Here is a 16,068-nt window from a genome sequence, read left to right on the forward strand (position 1 = left end):
TAGTACTGTGTTTGGGACGACTGTACACGCGTTGGTAGAGATATCGGCAGTCTCATCACCGACTCGATAAAAGCACTCGCTGAATTGCAGTCGATAATGGGGACGGGGACCACGAGCCGTCGTAGCGTTCGCCGTTGATATAGAACGTTGGCGTTCCGTTGACCCCCGAACGAGCCCCGCCGACGAACTGTTCGTGGATTCGATCTTCGAAGGCGTGACTTGCGAAGTCGCTCCGAAACCGCTCGGAATCGAGACCGAGTTGTTCGGCGTACGTAATCAGCGACTCGTCGTCGAGAGCGTCCTGGTTTTCGTAAAGCAGATCGTGCATCGACCAGAATTCCTCTTCGCCCTGCCCACCGGCGGCTTCGGCTGCCTCGGCGGCGTGTTGGGCGTATTCGTGTATGGACGTGAGCGGGAAATTCCGGAAGACGAACCGCAGATCGTCTCCGAACTGTTCTTGCACGTCCTTGATAAGAGGATACGCCTTCCCGCAATACGAACACTGGTAGTCGCCGTACTCGACGAGCGTGACGGGGGCATCGTCGGGGCCCTGCCGGTGGTCGTCCTCAGTCACGGGAACAACCAGTTGGGAAACGGCGGATCGGGTCGGGTCGCCACTCATCGCTCCTCCTCCAGCTCGACGGTCGTGGAAAGGGCCTCGAGTTCACGAAGAATACCGTCGGCACCGGGATTGATCCCGACTGGAGAGACGTAACTCCACTGAATGATACCGCCGGCATCGATGACGAATAGCGCCCGTTCGCTCGTTCCGACATCGTCCCGATACACGCCGTAGGCTTTTGCGATGGCACCTTTCGGCTCGAAATCGGCGAGTAGTGGGAAGTGGATATTCCGGTCTTCCTCGAAGGCGCGGTGACACCAGACGCCGTCCACCGAGACGCCGAGTAGTTGGGCACCGTGGGCCTGGAACTCCGGGAGGAGTTGGTTGTACAGCGATAGTTGGTCGCCACAGGTAGGGCTCCAATCGGCCGGATAGAACGCGAGTACGACCGGCTGACCGTGAAAATCGCTCAGCGAAACGGTTTGGTCAGGTGTCGTTGGGAGCGTAAACTCCGGTGCGCGCGTCCCCGCCGATAGCGGCTCGCGGTGGATTTCTCCCGACGAGAGAGTGTAATGATCGGTGCTCATGCTGATGCCTCGAAAGCGTTACGTTCGCTGCGTATATAAACTAGTCACTGGTGGCTGTACTGGCCAGAAACGCCGATACGGAATCGGAGACTGTTCTCGCTCTAAGCGCACCGGTGGCCCACCGAAACGAAGTATCGCAGCCAGGGGATGTTGTGCGACTGCCCGACACTGGAGACGAGGTTTCGGTCGAACTGGGTATCCGAAGAATCGGCGTTCCCGTAATCGACGTCTCCAGCGCCATCGTTCCGGAAGAACGAATCCAGTATTGATTCTCGTTTGGAACGAGGTCTCATGTACTATGGATGGAAGACGAGTCCGTTCTTCCGACGGAATGATCTCAACGGAGCAAAATTATGTATCAGATCTGTTTCGGTCATTTCCGTGTTCTTCGCAGAGAATATCTCCCGTGTTCGTGTCGAAAAAGAATCCGTCACCCGGTTTGATCCGTTTCCCATCGGCATCACAACCGTCCGCGTGGTGTAAGAAGTATTTCCCGTCGTCCCGTCCGGTTTCCAGGCGTCCCGCTTGGACGGCAAACCGAACGAGCCCCTCGCCGATCTGCGTTCGTTCGGGTGAATCGGCCATTTCGAAGTGAATGAGCGGCATGGTGATCAGGGCAACCCACGAACGCCAGCAAAAAAATACCATCCCCTGCGACGCCGCACATCAAATACGTATGAGAGGGTGACGATTGTCGGGCGGGGATTCTTATAGCGTCCGCTGCTGAAACGGGATATGGTGGACAGGAACGCAACGTCTATTTACGAGGAGTTCGGCGAGAGTCGATTACCGCCCGGACAGAACCGAACGAACCGCTTTCCGGTGCTCTCGAAGAGCGGTACACCCTCGCAGGATATGGAGACGTGGGAGTTCACCGTTACTGGTGCCGTCGAAAACGAACTGTCGTATTCGTGGGACGAGTTCAACGAACTCCCCCAAGAAATCCAGCGACAGGATTTCCACTGTGTAACCGGCTGGAGTCGGTTCGATAACGAGTTCACCGGCGTCCCGTTCCCGACGCTCGCCGAACGAGCTGCCGTTCGAGACGACGCCGAGCACGTTCTGTTTCACGCACGAGATGGATACACAACGAATCTCCCGCTCGATGAGTGTCTGCGCGACGAGGTGCTGTTTGCGCTCGAACTCGACGGACAGCCCCTTCCATCGGAACACGGTGGGCCCCTTCGCGTCGTGACGCCGCAGCTATACGCCTATAAAGGTGCCAAGTGGGTGACGGGCGTCGAGTTTCGTTCCGAACCGAAGCAAGGCTACTGGGAGAAACGGGGCTACTCGAATACCGCAAATCCATGGGAGGAAGAACGATACAGTACGTTATAGGGTTGAGTAGTGAAACGGGAGAAGAGTGGATCCGTGCAAATCGGCGCGCCATCAGAGCTTGCATTCCGGACGGGGAGAGACCGAGCAGGAACGGTTACTCTGTGCCGCCATCGGCGAGAGCATATTTGCTTTCGTTATTTCCCAACAAGAAGCAGTGAATAAATAGAGGACGACAGCTGGCGCTGTCTAGTTCAGAATCCTTTGACTGGCGCTTTCTATCGAGAGGTTAGTGCGGTCTATGTGGACATAGTAATGCACGTACTGTTCAAGTCTCTCAGACGCTTGCCCGAGTAACCACCCACGAGTTCTGGAAGCGGTCGACACGCATTTTGAGCGTGTGAAACCACGTTTCAATGAGGATTCGGACGGTATAGGTAACCCAACCGCTCAGCCCTAAGCGAGCAAGGGCAGTCCGATAACCGAATAGGTCGACGAGAAATTCAGCATCTAAAAGATCGTGTTTCTCACGAAGTCCATGCAGGAATACAGCCGCGGGATCAGTGCCATGTCGTCCAAACAACGCGACATCAAGAATCAACTTTGACCCAGTGTCTATTGCAGTATACAACCAAGACCACTCACCAGTAATCTTGACAGTGGTCTCGTCGACAGCGACCTATGACGGCGTCGCCGTCGGCGGGTCGCACTAACTATCAGCCACCCAATATACTTAGTTCTATACCGCTCCATAAAAGCGTTCAGAGCCTAATTAAGCGAGAATCGCTGTTGTCTCTCGAATCGAACAACCAGTCCGGTGGAGGCGGACGACGACGCTCGTCAGGGCGTTCGTCATCCGCTTATTCTCCCAAAATTCTTCTAAATACCCCTCATAGCTCTCGCTGAGCAGGTTTGGGACCGCTCTAGCTAATTCACTCAACGACCTGTTCATGTCTCAAAACAGGCTCAACGAGACAGTGCCAGACAGTGCCGACTAACGAATAATACAAACGGATTATTCAGTGGCGAGACGAGACGAACATATCAGACGATTTGCTCATGGACTTCGTCGGGTGCGGGACATGTCCGAGACGGTGAACTCGACGAACACGTCTTCGCCTTAAATACTTCTGAAAGAGAATAGTCGATCTACGCCAGCCGTTTGGAACCGAGTTCATCGGCAGCGATCATCGCGTCGCGGACCTCGTCGCTGCTGACGTCGAAGGCGTTGTGAATGGTTTCCTCGTCGGCGACGGACGCCTGCGCAACTCGGTCGAGATCGTCCTGCGAGGGATTGTCGACGCCGAGTTCAGCGAGCGTCACGGGGAGATCCGTGGCTACCGAGAAGTCGATGATGTCCTCGATGAAGGCGTTGCTTCGTCCTTCGAGGACGAGTTGCGTGAGCGTCCCGAAGTTCACCTTCTCGCCGTGGGTTGCGTGGTGAGTCGCTTCGAGTTGCGTGAGTCCGTTGTGGATCGAGTGGGCGGCCGCGAGACCGCCGTTCTCGAATCCGAGTCCGCTCAGCAGGGTGTTCGCTTCGACGACCGCTTCAACGCTCTCGGTGACGATGCCGTTTTCGACGGCCCGTATCGACGACACGCCGTGATCCCGCAACAGGTCGTAGCAGAGATTCGAGAGCGAGTGTGCGGCGTAGGTGGGATCCTCGTCGAAGAAGTTCGCGCCGCCGGTCCTGTGAACCGCATCGGCCTCGAACCACGTTGCCATCGCGTCGGCGATCCCCGACGTGAGGAATCGAACGGGCGCGCCGGCGATAACCGACGTGTCGACGAGCACTACGTCTGGATGCGACTCGTAGAAGCGGTACCGTTCGAACTCGCCGTCTTCGGAGTAGATCACGGACAGACTCGAGGTCGGCGCATCAGTCGAGGCGATCGTCGGCATCGAAACCATCGCCCCGCCTGCGTTCTCCCGAACTGCTTTGGCCGTATCGAGCCCTTTTCCGCCGCCGGCACCGACGATCACGTCCGCGTCGATTTCCCGGGCGACCTCCGTTATCCGGTCGATCTCCGTCTCGGAGGCCTCCCCGCCGAACTCCTCGAGCGTCACGTCGACGTCACTTTCCTCGAGACTCGCTTCGGCTCGGTCGCCGATAATCCCGAGAACGTCCGAATCGCCGATCACCAGCGCGGTCTCCGCGATCGGCGCGACTTGGTCGCCGAGCTGACTGAGCGCGTCGCGTCCTTGAACGTACTCCATCGGAGATTTAAACGATCGAATCACGAGTTCACCTCCCACGACGAGGACGAAGAAGCACCTGCTTGCAAAATATACCATATCAACCACCCGGTCAAAACGAACTAATCGAAATCGGGAGCCAAAATGAGGGGATTGCGACGCTGTCTGCGGCAAATCAACCGGGTCGCTGGTCTATACAGCAGTTTTAATGAAAGACTACAGAGGCACGTTTATTAGTTAGACTTACAAATTAGGCCGACTAGTTAGCCTAATCCATACGTCTACTGAGTTAAATCGGATACAGACACGCACTATCGATACTGGCCAGTCTGCGTTCGCTGCAAGCACTTCTCGTTTGCGAGTTCACCAGTTCGCTAGTCGCCCGGCACGAAAGGACGGCGGCAGAGGGACCAGTTTACAGAGGCGCGACGACGGAGACAAGGCGGTAGTCCGGTACTACCCCCGCATTCGCACCGAAAGAGAGAGCATCACGCACCGCGAAGGGTGTCATTCGATGGATGTACCCGCGGTCGCGGCCACTACCAGTGGCTCACTCCTCACCGTCCTGCTCGTCATCGGCGTGGCGCTCGCTCATTTCCTGCCCGATATCCGCTCGGAAACGACGCGCATCTCTCGGCACAGCATCCTCTCGATAGCCGGTGGCATCTCGCTCGTCTACGCCTTCCTCCACCTCTTTCCTGAACTCGATGCGCACAGGGGGTCGCTCGCCGGCGTCGAACTCGGTATTGCAACGCTCACCGAACACCACATCTACATCCTCGTTTTCGTCGGTGTTGCGCTCTTTTACGGCCTCGAACGAATCGCAACCGTCGTGGATACCCCCGCAGTCGCGTCGAAGGTCGGTATCTCAAAACCCGTCTTCTGGGTGCACATCGGCGGGTTCGTCGTCTACAACGCCTTTATCGGCTACGTGCTGGTACAGGGACAGACGGGAACGGAGAATACGGTGCTGTTCGCGTTCGCGATGGCGTTTCACCTCTTCGGAAACGACGAGGCACTTGAACAGCACTACCAGACGCTCTACAGGCAGCGAGGTCGCTGGATCCTCGCGACCGCGGTCGTCGTCGGAGCCGTCATCGGAGCCGTCTATACGATGGATGACGCGCTGTTTACGATCCTCCTCGGACTCCTGACGGGCGGCGTCGTGTTCAACGCGATCAAAGACGAATTGCCACGAACTCGGGAGAGCCGATTCTGGGCGTTCGTCTCCGGGGCGCTCGTCTACGCGGCGATTCTAGTGACGTTTTAAGAACGGAAGGGTCTGCGCCTGAGACGGCGAGACCGGAGTTACGAAAGCGAGTACGAGTGCAATTTCGAGACGACAGGCGGTGAAGTGCAGGAAACGGAAGCTTTTCGCTACCGGTTGACTTACGCACTAACGTGCCGAATTCGGTCGCAGAAACGCCCGACAGCCCTCGGAGTTGGGGCGTCGCACTCGCCGGTGCGATCGGGATGGTGTTTACGTTCGGAACGCCGCTTTCGTACGGCATCTTCCGACAGCCCTTTAGCGAGGCCTTCGCGGTGTCTCCGGTCGTCCTCTCGGGCGTTTTCTCCGTGATGTTGTGTACGTTCTTCATCGGGTCCGGAATCATCGGCGTCTTCTCCGCGCGGTTGCCGATCCGGGGCGTGCTATTCGTCTGTACGGTTACAACTGGGTTGCTCGCGCCGTCGCTGTACGCGGTCGAGTCGTATCTCGGGTTGGCGGTCGTCTTCGCAGTACTCGGGCTCGCGCTGGGAACGGTATTCGTATTGATCGCGTCGGTGATTCCGCGCTGGTTCGAGGAGCGCCGCGGGGCTGCAACGGGATTGATCTTCGTCGGGAATGGCCTCGGCCTGTTCTTGCTCCCGCCGATCTGGGAGACTGCGATCACGACACTCGGGGTACGTCGTGGCTTTCTCGTGATCATGTCAGTGACGGCGCTTGCGTTCTTACTCGCGAGTTCACTGTGCCGGCGGCCGCGGTGGGCAACGCAGTCGACGCTGACGACGGCAGCGCTGCTCTCGTGGGTCCAACAGCTGTCGAGAACGAGGTCGTTTCAGTTGCTCTTCGTCGGGTTTGCGCTCGCGTTTGCGTGGTACCAACTGCTGGCGGCGTACGCGATCGATCTGTTCGTCGACCGGGGATTGACGAGTACGGAAGCGTCGACGATGTTCGGGTTGATCGGCGGAGTGAGCATCGTCTCTCGGATCGGCGGTGGGTATCTCGCCGATGCGATGGGATCACGGCGGGCGTTTCTCTCGTCGCTCGGCTGTGCGGCGTCCGGGATCAGTCTGTTGCTCGCGCCACAGTATTCGGTGCTCGCAGTCGCGATTGTTCTGGTCGGACTCGGGCTGGGCGGGTGTGCGACGCTTTACATTCCGCTGTTGTTACAGATATACGGCTCCGAGAAGGATACGGCGATCATCGGTATCTTCAACGTCGGTGGTGGGCTCGGAGCGCTGGCGATGCCACCGCTCGGGACGGCGAGCGTCGACTACACCGATGGTTACACCGTCGCAATTCTGCTGACGCTTGCCGTCACGCTCGTCTCGTTCTGGGCGGTCGTTTCCGGAACGTCGTCCCGTTGAGTCGAGCGGGAAGTGGCGACCCGTCCCGGAGGCGGGATATTCGGTGATGGTAGTACTGGATTGTGATAGGATCGAAGAGCGTTCGCTCAGGCGGTGGCAGTATCATCGGACAACGCGATACTCCGCCGAAATATGGCACGGTCGATAATTATCATATATCGATCACACCTACTCGATGGAAGGGCTTATAGCGGTCCGGATGGTCCCATGAGACAGGATGGCACGAGAGACGTGGGCCAGTCGGATCGGGTTTATACTGGCCGCGGTCGGGAGTGCGGTGGGCCTCGGGAACATCTGGCGATTCCCGTGGATGACCGCAGAAAACGGGGGAAGCGCATTTCTGGTGATGTATCTGCTGATCGTTCTCGGGGTTGGGGTCCCCGGGCTGATGGCCGCATTCGTCATCGGTCGCCGATCGAAACGAAACCCGATCGGCGCGTTTACGGTTCTTCGCGGGTCTCGCGGCTGGATGTTGCTCGGCGGTCTGTGCGTCGTCACCGCGGTGGCGTTGCTCTCGTTCTACAGCGTCGTCGGCGGGTGGATCCTGCGATACTTCGTCGAGAGTTTCACCGGAGCGTACTTCGCCGATCCGGGAACTCACTTCGCAGCGATCGACTACGGGTTGGCCGCGTTCGGCTATCAGCTACTGGTACTCGGCATAACTGCGCTGATCGTGATGGCCGGCGTCCGACGCGGGATCGAGACTGCAACGAAGGTCATGATGCCCGGCATCGCACTCTTGCTCGTCGGACTCGCCCTCTGGGCGACACAGCAACCGAACGCGAGCGCCGGCTACGAGTTCTTCCTCAGCTTCGACGGCGCGTACCTGACGAACAACTTCCTGTCAGTGCTCGGGGCGGCCGCCGGGCAGGCGCTGTTTACGCTTTCGATCGGCAGCGGAACGATGATCACCTACGCCTCCTACATCGACGACGATCGGTCGCTGCCGTTCGACGCGTCGGCTATCGCCGGACTCAACCTGAGTATCGGAATTCTCGGCGGCCTGGTTCTGTTCCCGCTGCTCTTTTCCTTTGCCGGCGGCCCGACAAGCGGCGGTCCCGGGGCGCTCTTCGTCGGCATCGCCGGCGCGTTCGCGAACCTTCCCGCCGGTGAACTCATCGGTGCGGTCTTCTTCCTCGTCGTCTTGCTCGCCGCGATTACGAGCCTGATCAGCATGTTAGAGATTCCCGTCGCGTTCCTCGTCGACGAGTTCGACATCGAGCGGCGGACCGCAACGGTCGCGCTCTTCGGCGTAATCACCGTCACCGGCGCGTTCAACGCCTTTAACGCTGATGTGTTCACGCTCTTTGCAGACCAACTCGTCGACCTGTTGTTGACGCTCGGGCTCACCGGGTTCATGTTCTACGTCGCGTGGGTGCTCGGCCCCGACGGCGTCGAGGAGTTCACGAACGGTGCGGGCGTACTCGCGCGGACGCTGGCACTGCCGTGGCGGTACGCGATCGGCACGGTGTTCCCGACGTTTCTCCTCTTTACGTTCTACGCGGATAGCCTGCTATTGCTCGGATACGAACCGAGCACGATGGTGCTGATCGCACTCGCGCTCGTGACGGCCGGCACGTTCGTAGCGCTCATTCACTGGTCCGAGCGGGGCGTCCGGCCGACGAACGCCGAAACCGCGGATTGACGGAAACAGACGGGTTGCTGTTTGTGTGAGAGGGTGTCATAGAACGACCTGCATGGCGTTCTGTTCACCCAATCTGGAGCGAACTATCCGTTCACTACACTTGCGAATCGAACGTAGCAGCAAGGTTCGAATTTGCGTGGTGTCTTCCTACGCTTGACCCCAACCGACACCGAAAGCGACACCGATTCCCATGCCAATAGCGATTCCTAGCGCGATATTATCCATTGCAACTCCAATAGAGGCCCCTATTGCGAGACCAATCGCGATCCCTGCAGCCATTTTGTTTGAATCCATCTGATTATCTTCTTCTTCTTCTTTGGACATGCGTTTTCATTCGATTTTAGATGAATATGTATATAGATGGATGATATGTGGTTCTTCTGTACTTACCGTTTGTCGGGTAGTCACAGAGAGGGGGTATGGGAACTGTTCTATGACACCCTGGCTTGTGTGGGGCTGTTGAAGTCTTCACCGAGCGAGGTGGTTCTGTTGAAGTCCTCTTCGTTCGATACTCTCGTCGCTGGAACAGCCGGTCGGTAGGTGTGCGAATCTAACGGAGACTCGGAAACGCGCTTCAGGCAAGTATAACACCGGACAAAGAAGAGAACGAAGTGAGCAATCAGAAACGTCTCTTTTGGTTTACCCCCGCACTCAGAAACTAGTCAGTTTTTGACGCTCTGACACAGAGGAACGTCGGGTATTTCAACCGTTTTTCGAAGGATTCCGGCTTCTTCTCTTTGAAAGTCTCTTTCGGCTTCGGTTCGACCAGTTCGTCCAGTTGAAACCCAGTTTCGATGAGTGGGTTGATGACCTCGGAGAATGGCCGGCGATAGAACGGGACAGCAATTTCCTCGCCGGAGGCCGACCACGTCATCCGTTCCTGTTCGATTTCGAAGTAGTTCTCGGCCTCGAACGCGATGTACTCATCAACTGGATGTTGCGCCGAAAACACGAGGAATCCACCAGGTTGGAGGATACGAGCGAACTCCCTGAAGGGCCGTCTCCAGTCTTCGACGTAATGGAGCGAAAGACCGCAAATGACACCGTCGAACTCACTGTCGTCGACAAACGTGAGAGGTTCTGTGATATCGGCTCGGCGAATTGTCGCCCGATCGCCGATTCGTCGTTTCGCCTGGTCGAGCATCTCGGCGTTCTTGTCAACAGCGAGGACGTCCGCTTCCCTCTCGATCAACCACTCTGCGTACCGACCGTGTCCACAACCGGCATCAAGAACTCGTTTGCCCTCTATGGTTGGAACGAGTTCCGTCATCGCAGGAAATTATAGGTCTGCACAGTACGGATCCTCTTCTTGCGTCTTGTACGTCTGCGCCAATTTATCATATGCATCCGCTACGGTGGGGCTCTCATCGGATAGCATGAACACGGTTGTGTGTCACTCCTCGAGTTAATCGTTGTGATTCCGATTTCGAGCCGCTATCCATCGTTCAGGGTGTCATAGAACAGTCCCCATACCCCCTCTCTGTGACTACCCGACAAACGGTAAGTACAGAGCGTAAGTCTATCACGACTGTCTGTGCAGACGAACCGCGCGTACGAGCAGGCCAACAGCCACCGCGAACCAGATGATTGCCCAGACATCATTTGGAATCGGGTCCTTGATAGTGTCGGTCAGTATCGCCACAGCGTACACCAAACCTAGCAGTGCAAAGCCGAGTTTCACACTCCACGGTAGTCGGGCATACAGACCCCTGCTAGAATCAGTTCTATTAGATGACATAAATTATCGTAGGCCGTTTCGATATATAACACTTCGGACTAACCGACTGTTCTGGTAAGCCCGCAAGTGTAGTGAACGGATAGTTCGCTCCAGATTAGGTGAAAAGAACGCCATGCGGATCGTTCTATGACACCCTCATCGTTACTACCATCGGAAACAGGTCCGTTGAACCAGACGAGCCAAAAGAGACAACGCTGAATTGTGCACAGTCCGGAAGCATTTCGTCAATTCGAAACAGCGGACTCGTACTGCGCGTGAACGACTCTAGCCACCGACGAATACACCTTGAAATGTCCAGTATTCTTCGGAGAAAAATCTCGTGAATGTTCCAAAATTCACCCCCGCACTGTGAGTGAGTCACACAGTACTATTAAGTATATGACTGGAATCTATATTTCGTATGGCACCCGCCAGTACACTGGAGGGACGCAGCGTCAGTGACCGATCCCAACCGCTCACTGTCGACTTGAACACACGGTTCTTCCAGACACTGTTTCCATCTTTTACATTTACAGCGACGCGGACACCGACACTGGCGGGCACCTCGTCGGCGCTGGACGGCAAACTGCGGTCCTCGCAGCGGACGCGAGCGGGGACGGCAACGGTTCCGAATTCGAACGGACGACGGCGTTCACGATCGGGACCGAAACCGACTCGGAGACGGGCACACCGTCCCGCCGACCATCGATAGGACGGTCATGAACTCGTGCCCATGACGGCGGACTCGACGCAGCGACAGCATCTCAATCAGCGACAGGTCTCTGGACCACGACAATGAGTACCCAAAACGACGCGGAGCAGCACGGGCATAGCGCGACGACCTACGGCGATGACAAACCGATTCGAATCCTCGATACGGACGGCACCGTCCTCCCGGACGCCGAGGTGCCGGACCTCTCGGCCGACGAACTGGTCTCAATGTACGAGGACATCAAACTCGCCCGGGAATTCGACCAGCGGGCGATCAGTCTCCAGCGACAGGGGCGTATCGCGACGTACGCGCCGATGACGGGCCAGGAAGGCGCACAGGTCGCGACGAGTTACGCCCTCGACGACCAGGACTGGCTGTTTCCGACCTACCGGGAACACGCCGCCAAGTACGTCCACGGAATGGAACTCGAATCGCTGTTGAAACCGCTCTGTGGCCATCGAGACGGGTATGCGATCCCTGACGATGTCCCCATCATGCCGGAGTATATCCCCATCGCGACACAGATCCCGCAGGCAACGGGAATGGCCTGGGGGAACCGACTCCAGGGAACCCCCGACAGGGCCGCCCTCTGTCACTTCGGCGACGGGGCGACCTCCGAAGGCGACTTCCACGAGGGACTAAACTTCGCCGGCGTCTTCGACGTCCCGGTTGTCTTCGTCTGTAACAACAACCAGTGGGCGATTTCCGTCCCACGGGACCACCAGACCGCCAGCGAAACCATCGCCCAGAAAGCCGCTGCCTACGGCATCGAGGGCGTCCGCGTCGACGGACTCGATCCGCTGGCGATGTACTCGGTGACCAGCGCAGCACTACAGAAGGCAAAAAATCCCGCCGCGGACGACCGCCGACCAACCCTCATCGAGTCCGTCCAATATCGGTACGGTGCGCACACGACCGCTGACGACCCCTCCGCCTACCGCGACGAAGGCGAGGCAGACGCCTGGCGCGAAAAGGACCCACTCGACCGGCTGCAGAACTACCTGACCGCCACCGATATCCTCGACGACGAACTCGAGGCCGAAATCGACGACCGCATCGAATCGCGGCTCACCGACGCCGTCGAAACCGTCGAAAACGCGACGACCGACCCCGACTCCATGTTCGATCACGTCTACGCCGAGCTCCCGGATCGACTTCGCAACCAGCGCGACCGCCTGCGCTCGCTTCGCGAGAAATACGGCGACGACGCCTTCTCCGAGGTGTTAGAGTGAGTTCCACGACGGCGGACGACGGGACGGCCGAAGCCGAGACGGACACGGACGGGGAAACAGACACGGAAACGGACACGCTAACCCTCGTCGAAGCCGTCCGAGACGCCCTCTACACCGAACTCTCGCTCGACGAACGCGTGATGATCCTCGGCGAGGACGTCGGCGAAAACGGCGGCGTCTTCCGGGCGACTGCCGAACTCGTCGACGAGTTCAGCGCCGAGCGCGTCGTCGATACGCCGCTCGCGGAATCGGGGATCGTCGGCACGGGAATCGGCCTCGCGCTGAGCGGACTGCGGCCGGTCGCAGAGTTGCAGTTCATGGGATTTTCCTATCCCGCGTTCGACCAACTCGTCAGTCACGCGGCTCGGTTGCGAAGCCGCAGCCACGGCCAGTACTCGGTCCCGATGGTGATCCGCATGCCCTACGGTGGCGGCATCCGTGCGCCCGAGCACCACTCCGAGTCCAAGGAGGCCTTCTTCGTTCACGAACCGGGGTTGAAAGTCGCCGTTCCGAGTTCACCTGCCGATGCGAAGGGGCTGTTGATCGCGGCGATCCGCGACCCGGACCCGGTGGTCTTCCTCGAACCGAAACTGATCTACCGTGCGTTCCGGGAAGACGTGCCAACGGCCGCCTACGAAGTGCCCCTCGGCGAAGCTTCCGTCCGCCGTGAGGGGACCGACGTGACGGTGTACACGTGGGGTGCGATGATCCAACCGACGCTCATCGCCGCGGACAACGTCGCCGGCGAAGCGGGCATCGACGTGGAAGTCGTCGACTTGCGAACGCTGTCGCCGCTCGATATCGAGACGATCGTCGAGTCGTTCGAGCGGACCGGTCGGGCCGTCATCGCCCACGAAGCGCCGAAGACCGCCGGCGTCGGAGCCGAACTCGCCGCGACGATCCAGGAGGAAGCGCTGCTCTACCAGGAAGCTCCGGTCAGGCGCGTCACCGGCTACGACGTGCCGATGCCGCTGCACGAACTCGAGGAGTACTACCTGCCGCAGGCGGTTCGGATCGAGGAGGCGATCCGCGAGACGGTGTCGTTCTAGCGCGGGATCGGGGGGTCATCATCCACTGACAGTCCGACTGTGTCTGACTCACCGGTACAATAGTTGAGATTGCGGTTCTCAACGCAGACGATTGTGATAGATAAATCCTTCTTCACTAGAACCAACAGTGGTCTCGAATAGGCTTCGCGAATCAAGGATGTCCCCCTCTTCTTTCAAAATGTATAACATCTACGTTCACGAAACAAATTTATGGGAACTGGTAGAGTTACACAGCTCCACATTGCTCCCGATAGTGGTGACCCGATGCAAGCACGACAAAACGTCGACGCAGTCGCCAAACGCGGGCTCCGCGGCGACCGGTATTTCGAAGAGCGTGGCCTGTGGAACTTTCTCGACGAAGACCCGGACCGAGAGGTACAGGAAGCAAGCGATATCACCTTCATCGAAGCCGAGGCGCTGGCAGCAGTCGAACGGGATGCCGGAATTGAGATCCCGACGGGTGCACACCGTCGAAACGTGACGACTCAAAATGTTCCGCTCAACCACCTCGTAGGCCAAACATTCACGGTCGGTGATGCCATCTGCGAAGGAATCCAGCTGTGTGAACCGTGTGGGTATATGCAGTCGCTTGTCGGAGAGGAGGAACTCTCGAAAGCGCTCGTCCACCGTGGCGGGCTTGATGCGAATGTCGTCAAGTCTGGTCCGATCGCCATTGATGACGAGGTTCGGTGGTAACCATGGTTGTCGTCGAGTTGGAAGGATCCATTTCCGTTGAAATGACGACGGGAGATTCAAAGCCGTGCAAGTACACCATTATGTACGAGGGAGAACAGGTCGCTCAGTACGAAACCAGCGCGGATCCGCGAACGACGGGCGGTCGTATTGGGCTTCGAAACATCGTCTGCAGGCATGTATCCGGTGTCGATAAGAACGCGATTGATGAGCGGCTCTCGACTGAGATATCGCAAAACGCAGAGGCACTGTCGAACGAATTCGGGACGAGATAATACCTGTCCTCTCCATAGTAACGTCTGCAAGACGTATTTTTGTCATCTTCTGTATTCATCCGCTTTTTGAACTATCTATAGTTTCGAACAGTACCCGAGAGAGTAGCGCGAGTTCAGTCCGCGGTGGGATCATGAGACAGCCCTCGTCGGGTCCTCTTCCAGCCGCCGTCATTACGCCACTAACTCAATATTGAGTCGGTCCCCGACCAGTCTACGCTATGGCGGAGTAGGCATCGACGGTTCACTACAGATCCCAGAAGCACGATCAAGGCGGCTGCAGTAGTGGCTTACATCGGCGAGCGCTATAGCTCGCGGCCATCATACGCCTCGAGAATCGCCTGCATGTGCGCTCGGACCGCCGTCGCTCGATCCGCCGTCCCACACGGCATCGCCACCGGCGGCGTATACAGCTTGTCCATCGTCCACGAGAGCACCCGTCCGATAGCGTCGTCCGGCAGGTCGTCGGGTTCCCAGGCGAGAACGAGGCCCGTTCCGTCATCGCTTTTCCTCGCCCGTCGAAGGTTCGTCAGCCCGTAGCAACTCGTTTTTCGGCCGTCAAGCGTCTCGACACAGAGCGAGCCGCCCGCTATTCGCCAGCGACGCTGTTCGGCCGTCCACTCGAACTTCGTTTCGGTCGGGACCAGACACGCCGTTTCTCCGGAGAGGCCGACGATTTCGCCGGAACGGATCCCCTCGCCGAGCAGTGTCGCGTCGAGTTCGACAGCCGAATGGTGGGGAATCGACTCGAGAACCGGCGCGTCGGTCTGATAGAGTTCGACTCGAAAAACGAAGTGCGCTCCGGCGACTCCATCGGTGAGTGCGATAAGATCAAAGAGATGGTCTCGCCCCCGTTCGGTCGTCGTCGGGCACGTCCACGCAACCGTCCCGTTCCGGTCTGCCCTGGGAACGCGATCTAGGTGCGGGCGGATCGCATCCCACGTTCGACGACACGCGTCGCCGTCCGGGTCCGTCCCGAGTTCAGCTTCATCGATGTACAGCCGAGCCGTCGTTGTCTCGGGGAGCACCAACTCGACGACCGAACTGAACTCGTCGGCGAACCGCTCGCAGTCGAGCGTATGCGTTCGCGCCAGTTCCGAACTCATGTGCGAAAGGGTAGGGACGTTGAACAGATACGTATTGCTGTCGGTCCGGTGGGAACGCCGTCCGTTCAAACGGAACTCAACAGCTGTTCTGGGGCACTGTGATGGCTCTTCTCGGGGAACGACTCCGGAAAGAAGTGCAGTACGGTCGGCTAGTTCGGCTACTCAGGGCCAACGAGCACTACACCGACGAACGACTCCGAAGAGACAGATTCGCCGTGAAACGTCGACCGGTGTTCCCACTTGAGGATGAAAATCGATGGGGAATCGAAGGCTGACACGGTGGTAGAACTTTTCGGCCGGACCGGCTCCGAACAGTCTGATCACTCACTGCCAGAGATGATGAGACTTCGACTCGACGGCCCGCTAGTTCTCACAACGGAGAGTCGGTATCGGATCATTTTTATTATAGTAATGTTCTATGCGGTCAATATCG

Annotated in this window: 15 protein-coding genes and 1 pseudogene; 8 read left to right on the plus strand and 8 right to left on the minus strand. The window is 58.1% G+C overall.

The features are described from left to right. Nucleotides 1-55 precede the first annotated feature (55 nt). The 3 genes from SM755_RS20215 to SM755_RS20225 form a co-directional block, all read right to left on the minus strand. On the minus strand, nt 56-622 hold the full coding sequence (locus SM755_RS20215) for a DsbA family protein (RefSeq protein ID WP_323174247.1): 567 nt from the start codon (nt 620-622) through the stop codon (nt 56-58). After that, a complete protein-coding gene (locus SM755_RS20220; protein ID WP_323174248.1) occupies nt 619-1,149 on the minus strand; it encodes a redoxin domain-containing protein in 531 nt (176 codons plus the stop codon). Before SM755_RS20220 ends, SM755_RS20215 begins: the two co-directional genes overlap by 4 nt. A gap of 351 nt (nt 1,150-1,500) precedes the next feature. Beyond that, nucleotides 1,501-1,755: a hypothetical protein gene (locus tag SM755_RS20225; protein ID WP_369335266.1), complete on the minus strand. Its 255-nt coding sequence runs from the start codon at nt 1,753-1,755 to the stop codon at nt 1,501-1,503. Nucleotides 1,756-1,884: 129 nt separating this feature from the next. On the opposite strand from SM755_RS20225, the gene SM755_RS20230 reads away from it, so the two are divergent. After that, the gene (locus SM755_RS20230) at nt 1,885-2,487 is read left to right on the plus strand and encodes a sulfite oxidase-like oxidoreductase (protein WP_323174250.1); all 603 of its coding nucleotides are present in this window, start codon (nt 1,885-1,887) and stop codon (nt 2,485-2,487) included. Nucleotides 2,488-2,673: 186 nt separating this feature from the next. Here the strand turns inward: SM755_RS20230 and SM755_RS20235 are convergent. Both SM755_RS20235 and SM755_RS20240 read right to left on the minus strand, forming a co-directional pair. Further along, nucleotides 2,674-3,376, minus strand: a pseudogene (locus SM755_RS20235) (IS6 family transposase). A 197-nt stretch (nt 3,377-3,573) separates the two neighbouring features. Then, nucleotides 3,574-4,665 (minus strand): glycerol dehydrogenase, encoded by a 1,092-nt coding sequence (locus tag SM755_RS20240; protein WP_369335270.1) that lies wholly within the window; start codon nt 4,663-4,665, stop codon nt 3,574-3,576. A gap of 469 nt (nt 4,666-5,134) precedes the next feature. Here SM755_RS20240 and SM755_RS20245 point away from each other — a divergent pair, with 469 nt between their 5' ends. From SM755_RS20245 to SM755_RS20255, 3 genes are all read left to right on the plus strand, one after another. Next, nucleotides 5,135-5,890: a hypothetical protein gene (locus SM755_RS20245; RefSeq protein ID WP_323174252.1), complete on the plus strand. Its 756-nt coding sequence runs from the start codon at nt 5,135-5,137 to the stop codon at nt 5,888-5,890. Between the two features lie 203 nt (nt 5,891-6,093). After that, a complete protein-coding gene (locus SM755_RS20250) occupies nt 6,094-7,209 on the plus strand; it encodes an MFS transporter (protein ID WP_323174351.1) in 1,116 nt (371 codons plus the stop codon). Between the two features lie 217 nt (nt 7,210-7,426). Next, nucleotides 7,427-8,854, plus strand: coding sequence for a sodium-dependent transporter (locus SM755_RS20255; protein ID WP_323174253.1), 1,428 nt, complete (start codon nt 7,427-7,429; stop codon nt 8,852-8,854). 147 nt (nt 8,855-9,001) lie between these two features. On the opposite strand, the gene SM755_RS20260 is transcribed toward SM755_RS20255, so the two are convergent. Both SM755_RS20260 and SM755_RS20265 read right to left on the minus strand, forming a co-directional pair. Continuing rightward, nucleotides 9,002-9,178 (minus strand): hypothetical protein, encoded by a 177-nt coding sequence (locus SM755_RS20260; RefSeq protein WP_323174254.1) that lies wholly within the window; start codon nt 9,176-9,178, stop codon nt 9,002-9,004. Nucleotides 9,179-9,512: 334 nt separating this feature from the next. Further along, nucleotides 9,513-10,124, minus strand: a complete 612-nt coding sequence (locus SM755_RS20265; RefSeq protein ID WP_323174255.1) for a class I SAM-dependent methyltransferase — start codon at nt 10,122-10,124, stop codon at nt 9,513-9,515. A 1,242-nt stretch (nt 10,125-11,366) separates the two neighbouring features. Here SM755_RS20265 and pdhA point away from each other — a divergent pair. From pdhA to SM755_RS20285, 4 genes are all read left to right on the plus strand, one after another. After that, the gene (pdhA, locus tag SM755_RS20270; protein ID WP_323174256.1) at nt 11,367-12,515 is read left to right on the plus strand and encodes a pyruvate dehydrogenase (acetyl-transferring) E1 component subunit alpha; all 1,149 of its coding nucleotides are present in this window, start codon (nt 11,367-11,369) and stop codon (nt 12,513-12,515) included. After that, nucleotides 12,512-13,564: an alpha-ketoacid dehydrogenase subunit beta gene (locus SM755_RS20275; protein ID WP_323174257.1), complete on the plus strand. Its 1,053-nt coding sequence runs from the start codon at nt 12,512-12,514 to the stop codon at nt 13,562-13,564. The genes pdhA and SM755_RS20275 overlap by 4 nt, the downstream gene beginning before the upstream one ends. 264 nt (nt 13,565-13,828) lie before the next feature. Further along, the gene (locus tag SM755_RS20280; protein ID WP_323174258.1) at nt 13,829-14,260 is read left to right on the plus strand and encodes an MOSC domain-containing protein; all 432 of its coding nucleotides are present in this window, start codon (nt 13,829-13,831) and stop codon (nt 14,258-14,260) included. Nucleotides 14,261-14,262: 2 nt separating this feature from the next. Next, entirely contained in the window at nt 14,263-14,532 is a 270-nt protein-coding gene (locus SM755_RS20285; protein WP_323174259.1) for a hypothetical protein, read from the plus strand. 302 nt (nt 14,533-14,834) lie between these two features. On the opposite strand, the gene SM755_RS20290 is transcribed toward SM755_RS20285, so the two are convergent. After that, nucleotides 14,835-15,635, minus strand: coding sequence for a hypothetical protein (locus SM755_RS20290; protein WP_323174260.1), 801 nt, complete (start codon nt 15,633-15,635; stop codon nt 14,835-14,837). Nucleotides 15,636-16,068: the final 433 nt, after the last annotated feature.

Source organism: Natrialba sp. PRR66, assembly GCF_034808065.1.
In the GTDB taxonomy this organism is placed as follows: Archaea; Halobacteriota; Halobacteria; order Halobacteriales; family Natrialbaceae; genus Natrialba; species Natrialba aegyptia.

Bases quoted from the DNA above. Each gene is read 5' to 3' on its own strand.
- SM755_RS20215 (WP_323174247.1), bottom strand. From the start codon at position 622: ATGAGTGGCGACCCGACCCGATCCGCCGTTTCCCAACTGGTTGTTCCC.
- SM755_RS20220 (WP_323174248.1), bottom strand. From the start codon at position 1,149: ATGAGCACCGATCATTACACTCTCTCGTCGGGAGAAATCCACCGCGAG.
- SM755_RS20225 (WP_369335266.1), bottom strand. From the start codon at position 1,755: ATGCCGCTCATTCACTTCGAAATGGCCGATTCACCCGAACGAACGCAG.
- SM755_RS20230 (WP_323174250.1), top strand. From the start codon at position 1,885: ATGGTGGACAGGAACGCAACGTCTATTTACGAGGAGTTCGGCGAGAGT.
- SM755_RS20245 (WP_323174252.1), top strand. From the start codon at position 5,135: ATGGATGTACCCGCGGTCGCGGCCACTACCAGTGGCTCACTCCTCACC.
- SM755_RS20250 (WP_323174351.1), top strand. From the start codon at position 6,094: ATGGTGTTTACGTTCGGAACGCCGCTTTCGTACGGCATCTTCCGACAG.
- SM755_RS20255 (WP_323174253.1), top strand. From the start codon at position 7,427: ATGGCACGAGAGACGTGGGCCAGTCGGATCGGGTTTATACTGGCCGCG.
- SM755_RS20260 (WP_323174254.1), bottom strand. From the start codon at position 9,178: ATGTCCAAAGAAGAAGAAGAAGATAATCAGATGGATTCAAACAAAATG.
- SM755_RS20265 (WP_323174255.1), bottom strand. From the start codon at position 10,124: ATGACGGAACTCGTTCCAACCATAGAGGGCAAACGAGTTCTTGATGCC.
- pdhA (WP_323174256.1), top strand. From the start codon at position 11,367: ATGAGTACCCAAAACGACGCGGAGCAGCACGGGCATAGCGCGACGACC.
- SM755_RS20280 (WP_323174258.1), top strand. From the start codon at position 13,829: ATGCAAGCACGACAAAACGTCGACGCAGTCGCCAAACGCGGGCTCCGC.
- SM755_RS20285 (WP_323174259.1), top strand. From the start codon at position 14,263: ATGGTTGTCGTCGAGTTGGAAGGATCCATTTCCGTTGAAATGACGACG.
- SM755_RS20290 (WP_323174260.1), bottom strand. From the start codon at position 15,635: ATGAGTTCGGAACTGGCGCGAACGCATACGCTCGACTGCGAGCGGTTC.